The organism is Zoogloea sp. (assembly GCF_028689785.1).
Lineage (GTDB): Bacteria > Pseudomonadota > Gammaproteobacteria > Burkholderiales > Rhodocyclaceae > Zoogloea.
In genome coordinates, this window is the sequence record NZ_JAQVCN010000033.1 from 16,514 (window position 1) to 33,883 (window position 17,370).

General features: G+C 61.9%; 14 protein-coding genes. 5 read left to right on the plus strand and 9 right to left on the minus strand.

Features of this window, described 5'->3' with window-relative positions; translation table 11 throughout:
- Window positions 1–42: 42 nt before the first annotated feature.
- Genes PHI64_RS14505 through PHI64_RS14530 form a run of 6 tightly spaced genes read right to left on the minus strand, consistent with a single transcriptional unit; the run spans window position 43 to window position 7,232 of the window.
- Window positions 43–2,148, minus strand: coding sequence for a hypothetical protein (locus PHI64_RS14505; RefSeq protein WP_299884029.1), 2,106 nt, complete (start codon window positions 2,146–2,148; stop codon window positions 43–45).
- 24 nt (window positions 2,149–2,172) lie between these two features.
- A complete protein-coding gene (locus PHI64_RS14510; RefSeq protein ID WP_299884079.1) occupies window positions 2,173–4,287 on the minus strand; it encodes a type IV pilus secretin PilQ in 2,115 nt (704 codons plus the stop codon).
- 59 nt (window positions 4,288–4,346) lie between these two features.
- Entirely contained in the window at window positions 4,347–4,871 is a 525-nt protein-coding gene (locus tag PHI64_RS14515; protein WP_299884031.1) for a pilus assembly protein PilP, read from the minus strand.
- 5 nt (window positions 4,872–4,876) lie between these two features.
- On the minus strand, window positions 4,877–5,551 hold the full coding sequence (locus PHI64_RS14520) for a type 4a pilus biogenesis protein PilO (protein ID WP_299884033.1): 675 nt from the start codon (window positions 5,549–5,551) through the stop codon (window positions 4,877–4,879).
- Window positions 5,551–6,159 (minus strand): PilN domain-containing protein, encoded by a 609-nt coding sequence (locus tag PHI64_RS14525; protein WP_299884035.1) that lies wholly within the window; start codon window positions 6,157–6,159, stop codon window positions 5,551–5,553. The genes PHI64_RS14520 and PHI64_RS14525 overlap by 1 nt, the downstream gene beginning before the upstream one ends.
- Entirely contained in the window at window positions 6,156–7,232 is a 1,077-nt protein-coding gene (locus PHI64_RS14530; RefSeq protein WP_299884037.1) for a pilus assembly protein PilM, read from the minus strand. Before PHI64_RS14530 ends, PHI64_RS14525 begins: the two co-directional genes overlap by 4 nt.
- A gap of 174 nt (window positions 7,233–7,406) precedes the next feature.
- On the opposite strand from PHI64_RS14530, the gene PHI64_RS14535 reads away from it, so the two are divergent.
- A complete protein-coding gene (locus PHI64_RS14535) occupies window positions 7,407–9,701 on the plus strand; it encodes a penicillin-binding protein 1A (RefSeq protein WP_299884039.1) in 2,295 nt (764 codons plus the stop codon).
- Between the two features lie 15 nt (window positions 9,702–9,716).
- Here the strand turns inward: PHI64_RS14535 and cyaY are convergent, their stop codons facing one another.
- The gene (gene cyaY / locus PHI64_RS14540) at window positions 9,717–10,037 is read right to left on the minus strand and encodes an iron donor protein CyaY (RefSeq protein ID WP_299884041.1); all 321 of its coding nucleotides are present in this window, start codon (window positions 10,035–10,037) and stop codon (window positions 9,717–9,719) included.
- A 47-nt stretch (window positions 10,038–10,084) separates the two neighbouring features.
- On the opposite strand from cyaY, the gene PHI64_RS14545 reads away from it, so the two are divergent.
- The 4 genes from PHI64_RS14545 to PHI64_RS14560 are packed head-to-tail and all read left to right on the plus strand — an operon-like array spanning window position 10,085 to window position 15,737.
- Window positions 10,085–10,288 carry a lipoprotein gene (locus PHI64_RS14545; RefSeq protein ID WP_299884043.1) on the plus strand — a complete coding sequence of 68 codons (204 nt, stop codon included), beginning with the start codon at window positions 10,085–10,087 and terminating at the stop codon, window positions 10,286–10,288.
- Entirely contained in the window at window positions 10,285–11,547 is a 1,263-nt protein-coding gene (gene lysA, locus PHI64_RS14550) for a diaminopimelate decarboxylase (RefSeq protein WP_299884045.1), read from the plus strand. The genes PHI64_RS14545 and lysA overlap by 4 nt, the downstream gene beginning before the upstream one ends.
- Before the next feature lie 33 nt (window positions 11,548–11,580).
- A complete protein-coding gene (locus PHI64_RS14555) occupies window positions 11,581–12,672 on the plus strand; it encodes an efflux RND transporter periplasmic adaptor subunit (protein ID WP_299884046.1) in 1,092 nt (363 codons plus the stop codon).
- The gene (locus PHI64_RS14560) at window positions 12,669–15,737 is read left to right on the plus strand and encodes an efflux RND transporter permease subunit (protein WP_299884048.1); all 3,069 of its coding nucleotides are present in this window, start codon (window positions 12,669–12,671) and stop codon (window positions 15,735–15,737) included. The genes PHI64_RS14555 and PHI64_RS14560 overlap by 4 nt, the downstream gene beginning before the upstream one ends.
- Window positions 15,738–15,743: 6 nt before the next feature.
- On the opposite strand, the gene PHI64_RS14565 is transcribed toward PHI64_RS14560, so the two are convergent.
- Both PHI64_RS14565 and PHI64_RS14570 read right to left on the minus strand, forming a co-directional pair.
- Window positions 15,744–17,168 (minus strand): exonuclease domain-containing protein, encoded by a 1,425-nt coding sequence (locus tag PHI64_RS14565; protein ID WP_299884050.1) that lies wholly within the window; start codon window positions 17,166–17,168, stop codon window positions 15,744–15,746.
- Window positions 17,169–17,176: 8 nt separating this feature from the next.
- On the minus strand, window positions 17,177–17,365 hold the full coding sequence (locus PHI64_RS14570) for a DUF3460 family protein (protein ID WP_299884052.1): 189 nt from the start codon (window positions 17,363–17,365) through the stop codon (window positions 17,177–17,179).
- Between the last annotated feature and the right edge of the window lie 5 nt (window positions 17,366–17,370).

The window sequence follows — 17,370 nt, forward strand, 5'->3', positions numbered from 1 at the left end:
CCCATAGGACCGGGGCTCGGCTAGGAATCCCCGGAACAGTCATCAGTTGATCGTAAGTTCGGCGCTGCTCGCATCCCCGCTCGGAGAAGTCACGGTGATACCGATCTTGCCGGCCATGTCCGTTGCGCACTTGGAACCTTCGATCAGCACAGTATGGAACGTTCCACCCGGAGCGTTGGTATTGGACACAGTGTCAGACCCCGGCGGGAAGGAAACGGTTGCCTTCACCGTATCACCCGTATCGTTCTTGTAAGTGACACTGGAGGTCGCCGTGAGGGCGGCACCGGCAGGCAACGGGTTATTGTTGATATCAGACATCCTGAACGTGAAGGAGGCCGAACAAACCGGAGCCACCGGCGGCACTGCCGTCGGGTTGGCCTTAGGGGTTATGGTGAAGGTCGACGGGGTCACGGTACCGATCACATGGCTGGACAGGACCAGCACGATGTTCCGACGCACGTGAGCATTACCCCAGACGCCATCGCAGGTGCCCGCCTTGTAGGGCGCATTGGCATATCGTCCGTCGGACGGATAAGCCGGGCACGCGGAGGTGTTCAGCGCGCTGAACTGGATCTCCCGCTCACCTGAAGCCCAAACCCTGTCCTCCGTGTTATCAACGAAAGCGTCGCCCAAATCACGGAACACCTCGCCTGCATCGTAGATGTTGTTCTGATTCAGATCGTCAAAGCTTTCCTCGCCCTGAGCATAAGCAAGAATCGTCACCCGACCGGCCTTGACCGCAAAGTTGGAGGGTTCGCTGTCCACCCGCGGACGGAGTTCGCCACTAGTAACGGTGACGCTGCAGGAACCGGCTGCTGTTACACAGGACGGCTGAATGCCTGCGCCTTCACTGATGAAATTGATCACCGTGCCATCGGCCACCGGATTACCCAACCGGTCGAACGCATACACATTGGCTCTTGTCGTCGTGCCGTCCCGGCTCCAGCCTTCAATGTTGAAGGTTCCGATCGACAGGGAGAAACGATCCTGAGTCGGACGCCCCGTGGAGATCGTGAGATTGGTGGATTGGGTCACGATGGTCGGATCGTCCACCAGAGTGGCCGTGACCCAGACGGGGGTCGGCACAGAACCGGCAGACACCGTCACACTGACCAGACCGGAACCATCCGAGGTTGCCTGCACCGGACCGGACGCCTGATTGTTGAGCTTGATACCGCCCACACGGGTGGAAAGGTCAAAGCTGACCGCCTTGGATGCGACCGGATTGTTGGTGCTATCCACCACCTTGAAGGTTACGACAGAGCTGGAAGACAGCCCGGCTCCCCCAGTACCTGCGAGCGCCATCGACGAAGGACTGGCCGAAACGTAGCCGATATTCGAAGCCCTCGGCGCAGCAACCGCGATCGTGGTCTGGGCGGATGTGCCCTGCAGGGAGGCCGTGATGATGTCCGAACCGGCACAACCCTTGTCGGTATAGGTGGCAGTCGCAACACCATTGATGGTTGCAACACTCTTGGTGATGCTGGCCTTACCGTTACTGTCACAGCCCGACGAGAAATTGACGGTGAGCGGCGTCGTCGTCAGCACACCGTTAAAGAACACCTGAACAGACACCGAAGTGCTCCCATAGGCACTCAGGGAGTTGGAATTCGCCGTCAGATTCGACAAAGTCACCGCCCCTGGGCTGACAGCATAGGCGATCTTCTGAGTGACCGAAGCACCATCCACATCCACCGTGGCGGTGACTTGAGCTGCACCGCTGGAGGCGAGATCCGCAGCCAGCAGATTGATCGTGGCAAGCCCATTTGCATCAGTCAGGCGGGTACCAGAGGTCGGATCAAAAACCGCCAGAGAACTATCTGTCGTGAAGGTGACCACCCGATTCGCAAGCGGCAACCCCGTGGGTGACACAAGCACGGCACGAACCGTCAGCGGCTTCCCGGAGGTGAGATTATTGGTGGCGGTTCCTGTCCCTGCGTCCACCAAGGTCAAGGTGACCTTCGGTGTCTGGGTGGTGCTGCCATTGTCGGTTCCTGTGCCGCTACAGGTCAAAAATCCACCCGGGCAGCTGGTGGAACCACTACCGCCGCCACCTCCGCCACCACAACTGACCAGTGCCAGAGCAATCAGTGACGGGGCGATGAGTCGGACATGGGAGCGGGCAGCCCCTGAAAAAAATTCACGCATTGAAAAATCCATTCTGGCCAGTGGTCAGCGCAAACCCAGCTGATCGTTGATGATGCGGGGCGTAATGAAAATGAGCAACTCGGTCTTGTTGTCGGTCCGCTCGTTACTGCGGAACAGGTAACCCAGGACAGGAAGATCGCCGAGAAGCGGAATTTTAACCGTATTGTTAGATACGTCCTGCGTGTAGATGCCGCCAATCACAATGGTGCCACCATTTTCCACTACGACTTCGGTCTTCACGTGCTTGGTATCAATCGGCACATTGCCGTTGGCCACCGGACGATCGTAACGCGGCTGATCCTTATTGACCTCGATGCTCATCATTACCTTGCCGTCCGGCGTGATCTGCGGCTTGACCTTGAGCGCCAGGTTGGCCTTCTTGAACGACACAGTCGGCGCCGTCGTTCCACCACCCTGGGTCTGGAAGGGCACTTCAGTACCCTGCTCAATGAGTGCCTCAACCTTGTCTGCAGTCATGACCCGGGGCCTGGAAACCACCTTGCCCCGGCCATCAGCCTCCAGTGCAGACACTTCCATATCGATGAACCGGGTAGCCGCGCTGTTCCACAAGGCAAGGGAGAAGGCACCGGCCTGCTTGCCATTGATGGTGGAAGCCGGCAGATTGACTGCCAAGGAATCGGTGAAATTGGGCACCGTGGAGATCTGCCCCGCCTGGTAACCCGTTGAAGTCAGGGAACCGGAACCAAAAGTGTTCCGGTACACGGAAACGCCACCATCGGTCTTGCCGAGCAACCCGCCGGTCTTGGCACCAAAACCGAGGCGTACACCAAGGTTCCGGGTGAAGGTGTCCGTGGCTTCGACAATCTGGGCTTCGATCAGAACCTGGCGGACCTCTACGTCGATTTCAGCGATCAGGCGACGCAACTCCTCCAGTCGCGATGCCACATCATTGACAAAGATCTTGTTGCTGCGCTCATCAGGCACCACACTGCCGCGCTTCGAGAGCACGCTTTGATCCTTGCTCTTGAGGAACTCAGCGACATTTTTGGCCTTGTGATAGTTGATCTGGAAGCTCTCCGTCCGCAAGGGCTCCAGATCACCAATCTGCGCCTTGGATTCAAGATCAAGCTTCTCACGGGCCGCAAGTTCGTCCCGCGGCGCAATCCAGATCACGTTGCCATTCTTGCGCAGATCAAGACCCCGGGCCTGCAGGATAATGTCCAGGGCTTGGTCCCACGGAACATCCTTGAGGCGCAGGGTAAGGTTTCCCTGGACCGAATCGCTGGTGATGATGTTGAAGTTCGTAAAGTCGGCAATCACCTGGAGAACCGAGCGTACGTCGATATTCTGGAAATTCAGGGAGAGCTTCTCTCCACCGAAACGTGCCTTGCCTGCCCCCTGGGTCAGCTTGTTAGGGTCTTCCTTGACAGGCTTCACCTCAAGCACGAATTGATTGTCGCTTTGATACGCGTTGTGCTCCCACAACCCCCGAGGCGTCACTGTCATCCGTACATTGCCCCCCTGAGCCTGGGTCAGCACAGAGGACACGGGCGTCCCAAAGTCCACGACATCAAGCTTGCGACGCAGTTGCTCGGGAACATCTGTCTTCAGGAAATCAACGATCAGGCTGGAGCCCTGCTGGCGAATGTCGATGCCCGCATTGGGATCGGACAGATCGACCACCAGGCGCCCCTCCCCGTCCTTCCCGCGCCGGAAATTGACATCACGAATGGCATGCTTTTCGTTTTCCCCGACCACTGCCGGCGCAAACTGGGTGGACTGGGGCGCGGCCCCCGAGGCCTCCTTGAAAGATCCGGCGGCCAGGGTGATGTAGATCTCTCGATCTTCAATCCGTGTCTCGTAGGGATAAACCCGGGAGAGGTTCAGCACCAGCCGGGTACGATCCCCAACCTGTACGATATTCACACTGCGCAGATCGCCGGTATTGAGAACCTGACTGTTCCTGCCCAGGCCATTGGCGGTATCCGGAAAGTCGAAAGCAATCCGTGCAGGACTTGCAACGCTGAAACTACCCGGCGCCACCGCCAGCGGCTGTGCCATAGTCAGCTTGAGGATGATGCTCCCCCCTTGCTCGGCGGCAACAATCTTCTCGATCCGATTCCCCGCCGGCACAGCAGCCTGAGTGGTCTGGGCGAACACAGGCGCCACTGGGGCCATGCATCCCAGCACTGCCACGACAGCCAATGCGCCAAACCTGAAGCTACAACGTCCCATTTTCATTTCTTCGCCTCCTGAGGCGCCTGCTCCTGCAGTTGCAGCGTGCTGATACGCTCGGTCCATTCGCCGCCGGCATCCTCGACGAGCTCTTTTAATGTGATTTCCGACTCGGAGATGGCCGTGATTTGGCCGTAGTTCTGTCCGAGATAGTTTCCGACCTTGACCTGGTGCAAGGTCTTGTCCGCCGCCACAATGGCGTGGGACTGGCCCCGCTTGATCAAGACCCCCACCATCTTCAAGGATTCGAGAGGGAAGGACTCCAGCGGCTCCTTGCGGCGGTTGGCATCGGGCATGAACATCCCTGACTTCTTGTCCGGCTCGAGTTTCGCCGCACGGAAGGGGTCAATCTTTGCCGCTCCCTCGTAAACCACCGGCACTGCCTGCTGGATCGGAGGCAGGGGCTTGAGATTGGGTTTGAGGTCTTTCGAAGACTCGGTCATCCAGTGCCGAAGGTCGTCCTGCTGATCCGAACAGCCCGGCAGGACGAGGAAAGCCGCCAGCGGCAGCATCAAAGTCAGTCGCATGATCCTCACTTGGCCGCCTTTTCCTTGGCTTTTTCCCTGCGCAGCCGGGCAACTTCCTCGTCGTCCAGATAGCGGTAGGTGACGGCAGTGGCGTCGAACTTCAGGTTGCCCTCCTTCATGGCCTCGATCGCAATGTCGTTGAGGGTCACGATACGAGGCATCTGGGCCACGTCACTGACAAATTCGCCGAGATCGTGATAGTTGCCGGTGACACGCACGGCAATCGGCAATTCGGCATAGAAATCCTTAGAGCCTTCGGAGCCCGGCTTGAACAACTCGAACTGAAGGCCACGCCCCAACCCGGCCTGGTTGATGTCGGCAAGAAGGGATTCGATTTCGGAACGGTTGGGCAGTTGCTTGAGCAGAGCGCCAAACTGCCGGTCAATCTCGCTGAGCTGCCTGCGGTACTCCGCCAGATTGACCGCCTGCCGCTTCTTGCCCAGCCAGTCCTCCTTGAGGGTCAGCTCCTCCCGCTCGCGGTTATCCAATGTAGCAAACTGATCGCTCCAATCGAACCACCACCCACCCACAACAATGGCAGCAAACAAGGCCACCAGCGTCACCACCCGCGGCAACAGGGGCCATTGCCCGGGATCATTCGGATCAAGCCCCCTGAATTCCCGCTGCAGGGTCTGCAGATCGAGATTGCGCAGGCTCTCCAGCCAATCTTTGAGGCCCATTATGGTTTTCCCTTCGGGGCCGCGGCCGACGCACCCTTTTCCTTGGCCAGATCGGTATCTGCAGCCTTGGCACGTTCAATATCAACGTTGAGGCTGAATTCACTCACACGACGGGTATTCAGCACAGCAGCCTTGACCTCGACGAGATCGGCGCGTTCTAGATAGGGTGACGCCTCGAGATTGCGCATCAAATTGGAGACTCTCGCATTGGACTGGGCATAACCAACCAGATTGATCTTCGAACCCGTCTGCTTCAGTGACTTGAGATAGACACCTTCAGGCATCTGCCGGGCGAGCTCGTTGAATATCTGCACGGTCTCGGTCCGGTTGGTCTGCAGAGACTCAATGACCTGCTTGCGCGACAGTAGCGCCTCGGCCTGCTCGCGCAAGCCCTTGATCTCGGCGATCTCCTTATCGAGGACGGCAATCTCCTGCTTGAGAAAGGCGTTCTTGGCCTCCTGCCCTTCGACATAGCCGGCGATGATGGAATGGCCGACAAACCAGACGGCCAGACCCGCCACTGCCGTCAACGCTGCCAGCAGGACAAACTGCTGGCGCCGGGCCTTGCGCTTTTCCTCCCGGTGGGGAAGCAGGTTGATGCGGATCACGAATCAAACCTCCGCAGGGCAAGGCCGCAGGCCACAAGCAGCGCCGGAGCATCCGCCGACAGGTTCTTGGGGCGGACCTTGGGGCTCAGGCTCATTCCCGCAAAAGGATTGGCAATATGAGTATCGACCTGGGTACGACCGGCAACCGTTTCAGCAAGCCCCGGGATCACTGCACAGCCCCCGGCCAGGACGATGTGATCCACCTGGTTGAACTGGGTCGAAGTAAAGAAGAACTGCAAGGCACGCGACACCTCCAGTGCCAGAGCATCCATGAACGGCCTCAGCAGATCCGCCTCATAACTTTCCGGGAGAGCCCCTGTACGCTTACTGCCCTCGGCTTCCTCAAGCGACATGCCGAAGTGCCGCATGATGTCCTGGGTCAGAAGAAAACCGCCAAAGGCCTGCTCCCGGGCATAGACCTGCACGCCATTCCGCAGGACCGACACATTCATGACATTGGCACCAGCATCGACAAGAGCAATGATCTTATCGTGCCCCGCATCGGGGAGATCCGCCTGAACGAGATCGAAAGCGGAAAGCGCCGCGTAGGACTCGACATCCATCACGAGCGCCTTCAGACCCGCCGCCTCTGCCGCGGCAACCCGATCTTCCACCTTCTCCTTGCGCGACGCTGCTATCAGCACTTCATCCTCATCGGCACCCGACGCGGCCGGCCCGACAACTTGAAAGTCGAGATTGACCTCATCGAGAGCAAAGGGAATGTACTGGTTGGCCTCCGACTCGACCTGAACTTCAAGCTCCTGGTCACGCAGACCTGCCGGCAAAATGATCTTCTTGGTGATGACCGCCGATGCAGGCAGTGCCAAGGCAACGAACTTGGTGTTGGTGCCGAGCCTGCGCCACCCCCGCCGAATCGCCTCGGACACCGCCTCGAGATTAGCGATATTGCCATCGGAGACCGCATCTCTGGGCAGAGCCTCGATCGCGTAGCGCTCTACCCGGAACCCTCCCCCGGAAGCGGCGGCCAACTCGACCATCTTGACCGATGACGACGAAATGTCGACACCGATCAGGGGGCGCGCCCCAGGGCTGAGAAAGGATAGGTCGATCACAAAAAGTCCTGAAAATTCTTCACGTTAGGCGCAATTACAACAATCTACTTCAAATCCTAACAACAACCATGACATGTGTAAAGCAAGTGCCGGTAAAACACCGATTCATGCAACGGGCGTCAAAACGCCCCGCCTCGTATAATGCAGGACTTTAATCTGCCTCCCGCCCCTGACATGCGCTGGGTACTCTACCCCTTCGTTGCCCTCCTCGGCCTGATCGCCATCGGCATGGCAATCCTTGCCCTCGCCGTGGCCTTCGCCTGGCCGACCCTACCCTCGCTGGAAGCCCTTACCGACTACCACCCCAAGATCCCACTACGGGTCTACACCGCGGACGGTGAGTTGATCGGTGAGTACGGCGAAGAACGTCGTGCTTTCATTCGCATCCAGGATGTACCCCCCGTACTCAAGCATGCCATCCTGGCCGCAGAAGACGACCGCTTCTACCAACACCCCGGCGTGGATTTCGCGGGCATCCTGCGCGCCGCTGGCGCCAACCTGGCCACCGGCAGCAAGCGCCAGGGTTCGTCGACCATCACGATGCAGGTGGCGCGCAACTTCTTCCTGACCCGGGAGAAGACCTACTCTCGCAAGCTGTACGAAGTTCTCCTCGCCTTCAAGATTGAGCAGAACCTCACCAAAGACCAGATCCTTGAGGTTTACATCAACCAGATCTTTCTCGGGCGGCGGGCTTATGGCTTCGCCGTGGCCTCGCACACCTATTTCGGCAAATCCATCCGCGATCTGAACGTACCCGAGGCGGCAATGCTCGCCGGATTGCCGAAGGCACCCTCCGCCTACAACCCGGTCGTCAATCCGAAGCGGGCCGCACAGCGCCAGCAGTATGTGCTGCGCCGGATGGCCGAACTGGGCTTCATCAGCGACGCCGAACACCGACAAGCCTTAGACACACCCCTCAAGGTGGTCAGCAGTGCAGCCGACCTGGGCGGCAGTGCCGACTACATTGCCGAAATGGCCAGGCAGATCGCCTATGAACAGTACCGGGACGAGACTTATACAAAAGGCATAAAAGTCATCACTACCGTTCTCAAGGCCGAGCAGGAGGCCGCATACAAGGCGCTCCGCCGCGGCATCCTCGACTACGACCGACGCCACGGCTACCGCGGCGCAGAGAGTTACGCCGACCCGGGCCGCCTGAATACCCAGCACACCGAATCCATGGACGAGATCCTTTCCGAGATCCCCGACTACGACGACATGCTGGCTGCCATCGTCACCCAGGCGGGAGGCGGATCGGTCACAGTTTACCGTTACGGGGAATCCATCCGGATCAGTGGCGACGGCCTGCGCTTTGCTTCCAGCATGCTCGGCGACAAGGCCCCGCCCAACAAGCGCATCCGTCCCGGCGCGATCATCCGCATCACCCGCGGCGAGAACCGCTGGGAGATCACCCAGCTACCCGAGGTCGAAGGCGCCCTGGTAGCCGCCGATCCCCAGACCGGCGCCGTGCGCGCCCTGGCAGGCGGTTTCGACTTCAACCGCAATAAATTCAACCACGCCACACAGGCCTGGCGGCAGCCCGGCTCAAGCTTCAAGCCCTTCATCTACTCGGCGGCCTTCGAAAAAGGCTACGGACCGAACAGTGTGGTGGACGACTCCCCCCTATCCTTCCCGGCCGGGGAGACTGGCAGCCAGTCCTGGGAGCCGAAAAACTACGACGGCCGCTACGACGGCCCGATTTCGCTCCGCTCAGCCCTGGCGCGCTCAAAAAACATGGTGTCGATCCGCCTGCTCAAGTCCATCGGCCCCCGCTACGCCCAAGACTACATCTCCAAGTTCGGCTTTGATCCGGAACGCCATCCGCCCTATCTGACCATGGCCCTCGGCGCCGGCTCGGTAACCCCCTGGCAGATGCTGCGCGGCTACTCCGTGTTCGCCAACGGCGGCTACCGGGTTGAGCCATTCTTGGTGAAGGAAATTCGCGACGAAGCCGGCAACGTTCTCGCCCGCGTAGACCCCCCGATCGCCGGTGAAACCGCCGAACGGGTCATCGACGAACGCAACGCCTATCTCATGGATTCAATCATGAAGGACGTTGTACGCCGGGGCACGGCAACGAAGGCCATGGTGCTCAAGCGGGGCGACCTGGCTGGCAAGACGGGCACCACCAACGAATACGTGGACGCCTGGTTCTGCGGCTATCAACCCACCGTCGCCGCCGTCGCCTGGATTGGTTTTGACCAACCACGCAAGCTCGGCAACGGGGAAACCGGGGGTGCCGCAGCCCTGCCCATGTGGATCAACTACATGCGCAAGGCCCTGGACAACGTACCCGAAAGCTATCCGAAGGCACCGAAGGGTCTGATCCGCATCCAGCCGGCCGGCAGCCCAAATGAGGAAATGATCTACCAGGAGAACCTGCCCGCAGCGCCCCCCGAAGCACCGCCTGAGCCTTCTGGCACCCCCACGGAGGAAGCGCCTGCAAGCCCCGGGGTCGGGACTAACTGATCAGAAGGGAGGATGTCAGCCCGCCAGGCTGATCGCCTCCCCAGCCTGCTCCGACATGCAGCGGGACAGCACGGCATAGAAATCGGCGCCGTCGCGAGTCCCAACCCAACGCCCCTCGACGGGACGGAAATGAAAGCCCCCGGACTTGGCCGCCAGCCAGATCTCCCGAGCGGCCGAGTGGCGATTCACAATGATCTTGCTGCCATTCTCGAACTCGATCTCGACGATTCCCCCCGGCTTGACCTCATAGTCGATATCCGCGGCACACGCATCGAGAAGATGCTCCAGGCGGTCCAACTCCGCTTCCGCCAGGGCATTGAAGTCTGCTTCATCCATCGTCTGATCCCTTGTTCTGTTAACATTCCCGTTTTTGCGCGGAACCCATGCGAACCTTCGCCATCGCCATCGCCGCCGCGGCCTGCGGCGCACTCCTGCTGAGCGCCTGCGGCATCAAGGGCCCGCTGCACTACCCGCAGATCCCCAAGCCTGCAGCCAAGGCCGCCACACCTGCCGACACCACGCCTGCGCCCAGCCGGGTGCCTGACATGGATCATAACAAACCCGTCTCCCAGGACCCCGCCCAATGACGACCGCCCTGCCCGTGCCGACGCTCACTGCCGGCCCCGCCGGCCTGACCCTCGAAGGGGTCGCCCTTGCCGACATCGCCGAGCGCTTCGGCACGCCCACCTACGTTTACTCCCGCGCCGCCCTCACCGCCGCCTACGAGGCCTATCAGCAGGCCCTCGGCCAGCGCAAGGCGCTGGTGTGCTACGCCGTCAAGGCCAACTCCAGCCTCGGCATCCTGTCGGTGTTCGCCCGCCTAGGCGCCGGCTTCGACATCGTCTCGGGAGGCGAGCTGGCGCGGGTGTTGGCGGCCGGTGGCGACGCCGGCAAGGTGATCTTTTCCGGCGTCGGCAAGACCCGCGACGAGATGCGCTACGCCCTCGAATCCGGCATCGGCTGTTTCAACGTCGAATCCGCCGCCGAGCTCGACCGGCTCAACGAAGTGGCCACCAGCATGGGCAAGCGTGCGCCGATTGCCTTCCGCGTAAACCCGGACGTCAATCCCAACACCCATCCCTACATCTCCACCGGCCTGCGCAGCAACAAGTTCGGTGTGGCCTTCACCGAAGCGCTGGATCTCTATCGCAAGGCTGCAGTCCTGCCCAACATAGAGATCAGCGGCATCGACTGCCACATCGGCTCCCAGCTCCTCGACCCGGCCCCCATGGCCGAAGCCACCGACAAGATCCTCGGCCTGGTGGACCAGCTGGCCAGCGAAGGCATCAAGCTCGATCACATCGACCTGGGCGGCGGCCTGGGCATCCGCTATCGCGACGAAGAACCGCCCACCCCCACCGAATACCTCAAGCCCCTGCTGGAACGCTTTGCCGGCCGCGATGAAGCCCTGTGCTTCGAACCGGGCCGCTCCCTGGTGGGCAACGCCGGCCTGCTGCTGACCCGCATCGAATATCTCAAGCCCGGCGCAGAGAAGAACTTCGCCATCATCGACGCGGCCATGAACGACCTGGCCCGACCGGCGCTTTACGACGCCTACCACGAGATCGTCGCCGTCGCCCCGCGAAGCCTGCCCGCCACCCGCTACGAGGTGGTCGGCCCGATCTGCGAGAGCGGAGACTTCCTGGGCCACGACCGGGACCTGGCAGTGGACACCGGCGACCTACTGGCAATCCTCTCTGCCGGCGCCTATGGCATGACCATGAGCTCCAACTACAACACCCGCCCCCGGGCCGCCGAGGTGCTGGTGGACGGAGACACGGTCCATGTCATCCGCGAGCGGGAAACCCTCGAACATCTGCTCAAAGGCGAGCGCCCACTTCCCTGACCCCGCCCAACCCCCAGCCCGATGGCCACGATCATGCGTTTCGCTTCCCGCGTCACCCTGCTCCTCGCCCTCGGGCTCGCCGGCTGCGGCAACAAACCCGAAGCAATCCCGGACAAACCTTCCGGCCCGCCCCCCACGCTGGTCACCACCACCACCTCACGCAGCCTGGCCCTCGACATCACCGAGGACACCTTGGGTACGCTGGAAGCCTTGATTGATCCCAGCATCGGCGCCGAGGTGGCGGCTCGGGTCACCCGGGTTCTGGCCCATAGCGGCGACAAGGTCCGGCGTGGCCAACTGCTCGCCGAACTGGACGCAACCGATTTCACCACCCAGGCCCGGGTCGATGGCGCCGAGATTGCCCGGCTGGAAGCCCTGGCGGCCCAGGCCGAGCGCTTTGCCGAGCGTCAGCAGGGCCTGGTCGCCAAGGGCTTCATCTCGCGCAACGGCGCTGAAGACAGCCTGGCCCAGCGGGATGCCCTGCGCGCCCAACTGGCCACCGCACGGGCACGGGAGAGTGGCAGCCGCAACGATCTCGGGCGCACCCGGGTCGTGGCGCCGGTGGATGGCATAATCGAAACCCAGATCGTCTCCCCCGGCGACTATGTGAAGGTGGGCGACCCGCTCTTCCGCCTGATCTCCAACCGCATTCTGCGCGCCCACCTGCCCTACCCGGAGTCTGCGGCAGGGCGCATCCGCGCCGGCCAGGCTGTGCGTCTGAGCCTGCCCCATCTACCCGGGAAGGTGATCGAGGGCACGGTGGAGGACGTCAAGCCCACCATCAACGACAGCAGCCGGGCTCTGGACGTCCTCGTTCGGCTCCGCAACGACGGCAGCCTACTGTCGGGAGGCACCGTCAATGCATCGATCATCACGGGACACAAGGCCGCGGCGGTGATGGTCCCTGAACAGAGTGTGGTGTTGCGACCGGCCGGCAAGGTGGTTTATGTGATCGCCAATGGCAAGGCCGTCCAGCGGGTGGTTGAAGTCGGGGCCAAACGCGATGGCCGGGTGGAGATCGTCAAGGGCCTGGCCGATGGCGAAACAGTGGCCGAGGATGGCGCGGGTTTTCTGAGTGACGGCGCCAGCGTCAATATCAAGGCCCCGCCCAGCCTCAAGCCATGACCCTGCCCGAGCTGTCCATCAAACGCCATGTGCTGGCGTGGATGATGAGCGCCGTACTGGTGCTGGTCGGCGTGATCGGCTACCAGCGGATCGGCATGGACCGCTTTCCGTATATTGAATTTCCGGTCATCTCCATCACCACCGCGCTGAAGGGTGCCAACCCGGACATTGTCGACTCAAGCATCACCAACGTGATCGAATCGGCAGTCAACAGCGTGCCGGGCATCGAGCACGTGCAGTCCACCTCGTCTCCCGGCGTCTCGGTGGTCAACATCACCTTCGCCCTCGAAAAGAAAGTGGACGTCGCCTTCAACGAGGTCCAGTCCAAAGTCAATCAGGTGCTGCGCCGCCTGCCCAAGGACGCGGACCCACCGGTCATCGCCAAGGTCGAGACCAACGCCCAGCCCATCATGTGGCTGGCCCTGCAGGGCGACCGCACCCAGCAGCAGCTCAACCAGTACGCCCTCAACGTGCTCAAGAAACGCCTGGAGACCATCGATGGCGTGGGTGAGGTGCGCCTCGGCGGGCGCCGTGACCGCACCATCCGGGTGAACCTGCTGCCGGAGCGCATGGCCGCCCATACCATCACCGCCCAGGACATCAGCGACGCCTTTGCCCGGGAGCACGTGCAGCTCGCCGGTGGCTTCGTGGTCGGCCAGAAAACCGAAAGCCTGCTCAAGCTTGACCTGGAGTTCCACCAGGTCGATGAACTGCGGGGCCTCATAGTCACCTGGCGCAACAAGGCACCGATCCGCTTGGGCGACGTGGCCGAGATCGAGGACGGCCTCACCGACAACCGCCAGCTGGCCCGCTTCAACGGCAAGACCACGGTAGGCCTGGGCATGGTGAAGATCGCCAACGCCAACACCGTGGCCATCACCGAACGCATCCTGGAACGTGTGGAACAGGAGCTGCGCCCGGCCCTGCCGCCGGGCATGAGCCTGTCGGTGGTCTCCAACGATGCGGTCTTCATCCTCGAGATCGTGGACTCCCTGAAGGAGCACCTGATCGAGGGCACCCTGCTGGCCTCCCTGGTGGTGTGGTTCTTCCTGCGCTCCGTGCGCTCCACCCTGATCATCGCCCTGGCCATCCCGGTTTCCCTGATGGGTGCCATCGCGGTGATCTATTTTGCTGGCTTCACCCTCAACTCCCTCACCATGCTGGCTCTGCTGCTGCTCATCGGAGTGGTGGTGGACGACGCCATCGTGGTGCTGGAGAACATCTTCCGGCACCGGGAAGAGCTGGATCCGGACCCGGTATCCGCCGCCATCAACGGCAGCAACGAAGTGGTCTTTGCGGTCATGGCGGCCACCCTTTCGTTGGTGTGCATCTTTGCGCCGGTGGCCTTCATCTCCGGGATCATCGGCCAGTTCTTCCGCAGTTTTGCCCTGGTGGTCACCTTCGGCGTGCTGGTTTCGCTGTTCGTATCCCTCACCCTGACGCCCATGCTGTGCGCCCGCTACCTGCGGGTCGAGAAGCAGCACGGCCCCATCTACCGGGCTTTTGATCGCCTGTTCGCCGGCCTGGACGCCATCTACGTGCGCCTGCTGGAAGGCGCCCTCAGCCATCGCCTATGGGTGCTGCTGACCACCCTGGCCGTGGTCGGCTCCAGTGCCTTCTTCTTCACTCAAGTAGGCAAGGCCTTCACCCCGGAGCAGGACGAGGGACGCTTTCTGGTGTCCCTGCGCACGCCCCTGGGATCGAGCATCGACTACACCGACAGCAAGCTGCGCGAGGTGGAGGCCATCCTCGACCAACACCCGGAGATCCGCTCCGAGTTCGCCCTGATCGGCCTCGGCACCGCCGGGCAGGTGAATCAGGGAACGGTGGTGGTGCGCATGGTTCCGCGAGAGGAACGCAGCGTGAAACAGCAGGACGTGATCCCGCTGCTGCGCAAGGAATTCAGTCAGATTGCCGGCGCCCGGGTCTTTGCCGCACCCTATCCGATGGTCCAGGGGCAGCGTGGCGAGCCGCTGCAGTTCGTGCTGACCGGCGAGAACCTGCAGGAGCTCGGTCGCCATGCGGTGGCCCTGCAACGCAAGCTGGCCACCATCCCCGGCATCGGCCGCATGGACACTGACCTGCAGCTCGATCTCCCCCAGCTGGCCTTCGCCCCCGACCGCCTGCGCATCGCCGATGCCGGCCTGAGCACCCAGGACGTGGCCCTGGCCATCAACATGCTCACCGGCGGGGTGGACATCGCCAAGTACAGCGACGAGCCCGGTGACGGCCAGCGCTACGACATCCGGGTGAAGGCCCGGGAGGGCAGCTTCACCCAACCTTCGGATCTGTCGAAGATCTTCCTGCGCAACAAGTCGGGCCAGCTGGTGCGCCTCGACAGCGTGGCCAGCTTCCGGGAAACCCTGGGGCCGGCCGTCGTGGGGCGATTCGACCTGCAATACGCCGCCACATTCTATGCATCTCCAACCCTACCCCTGGGCGAGGCGGTCGAATTGGTCAAACGCAGCGCGGCAGAGCTGCTGCCCCCGGGCTACCAGATAAAGCTGATCGGCCAGGCCGAGGAGTTCGGCAAGACCCAGAAATACATGAGTTTCACCTTTGCCCTGGCCCTCACCCTGCTTTACATGGTGCTGGCCAGCCAGTTCAACAGCTTCGTGCAGCCCTTCATCGTCATGCTGGCCCAGCCTCTGGCCATCGTCGGGGGCGTGGCAGCCCTGTGGGCCACAGGCCACACCCTGAACATCTATTCCATGATCGGTCTGGTGCTGCTGATCGGCCTGGTGGCCAAGAATTCGATCCTGCTGGTGGACCTCACCAACCAGCGTCGGAGTGAAGGTCTGCCCGTGGACGCGGCCCTGCGCAATGCCTGTCCGATCCGCATGCGTCCAGTGCTGATGACCTCGGCAACGGTGATCCTGGCCTTGGCCCCGGCCGCGCTGGGTTTTGGCGCCGGCAACGAGACCAATCAGCCTCTGGCGATTGCCGTGATCGGCGGCATGATCAGCTCGACCCTGCTCACCCTGGTGGTGGTGCCGGCGGTGTATTCACTGGTGGAAGGCTGGCGTGAGCGGCGCCACAAGGCTACCGAGCCGACGTTCGGCTGAGCGGAATCAGGGCGTGGCTTCCGGCGCCCCGGGCACGACACTGACAGACGCCTTCCCGGCCGGCGTATCCAGCCAGCGCAGCAGGATGCGATAGGTATCCAGATCAAAGACCCGCGGCGGTGCTGCGGCGATGAGCGCGGCCAGAGCGGCTTCATCCTCCACCGACCCCAGCACGCACCAGCCGTCCAGCAGATGAAAGGCCAGGCGGCCGGACTCCGGATGCGCCTCGCGAACAATCACCGGCCCTGCCCAGGGCCAGCGCTTCAGGCGCAGGCTTTCCAGCACCTTGAGCAGGCGCTGGTCGTGTTCCGCCGGGCTTTCCTTGCCGGCGCACACACCGGCACAGCGTTTTGCCGAGTGGGCCAGGCAGGGGCCGTCATTCCAGGGCTCCGTACCCAGGCGCCTGGGGCACAGACGGTAGAGGCTGGCGAATTCCCGCAACGCACTGTCTGCCTCTTTCTTGCTGCGAAACGCACCGTAAAGCGCGACCCCCGCCTGGGGGTCAAGCCCGTTCAGGCTCTCTCGCTGCAAGACCGGGCCACGCTTCCGGGCTGCATCGTAGCGCAGTCCGAACACGCCCTCCGAATCCCGCTGTTGGCGATTCTCGGCAGGCTTCAGCTCACGGAGCAGGCGCGACTCAAGGAGCAGGGCACCCAGCTCCCCCGCAGTCACCCGCCAATCCACCCTACGCACATGCTGGGCGATCTTGGCTTCCTTGCTGCCCTTGTGGTCGGACGAGAAATGGCTCATCACCCGGGAACGCAGGCTGACCCCACGCCCCACATAGACCGGGAGATCATCCTCGCCGTAAAAAATATACACCCCCGGACCTTCGGGGATGCCTTCGAGCACGCCTTCAGGCAGCCCTGCCGGCCGGTTCGGCGCCTTCATGGCCTTGACGATGGCCATGTCGAGCACACTCCGCTCGAAGCTGGCAGTCACGATACCGGCAAACTGGTGCAAAGCCTCGGTATCGCCCATGGCCCGATGGCGGGCCGAACAGCTGAGGCCATGGCGTTCAATCAGCGCATCCAGCCCATGCTTGTGATGCTGCGGATACAGCGCCCGGGACAACTTGACGGTACACAGCACCGGCGCCTCGAAGCGCTCACCGATGCGCTGGAATTCGTTCTTGATGAAACCGTAGTCGAAACGGGCATTGTGAGCGACGAAAATGCAATCGGCGAACAACAGCCTTACCCGGGAAGCCAGTTCGGCAAAGGCCGGTGCGTTGGCCACCATTTCATCGGTAATGCCAACCAGGCTCTGGATATTGTCGGGAATGGGAATGCCTGGGTTCACCAGGCTGGACCAGCGCTCAACGAGATTACCGTCCTCAACCCGCAGGACGGCAATCTCGGTGATCCGGTCGACCACCGGATTGGCTCCGGTGGTTTCGACGTCAATGAAGGCGAGTCGTGGCGCGAACAATCCGCCGCTTAAGCTTCAGTCGAGTAAGGATAGGCCTTGGCCGGCACCTGGCCCTCGGCGTACTGCCGGGTGGTCTCTGCATCCTGGGGCTTGTCCCACCACAAAGCGCGGCCCTTCTTCTGCTCTTCGCGCTCTTCCGGATGCTTCTCCATCCATTCACGCATGAACTTGGTGTGCTCGGATTCGTAACCTGCCATGTTTG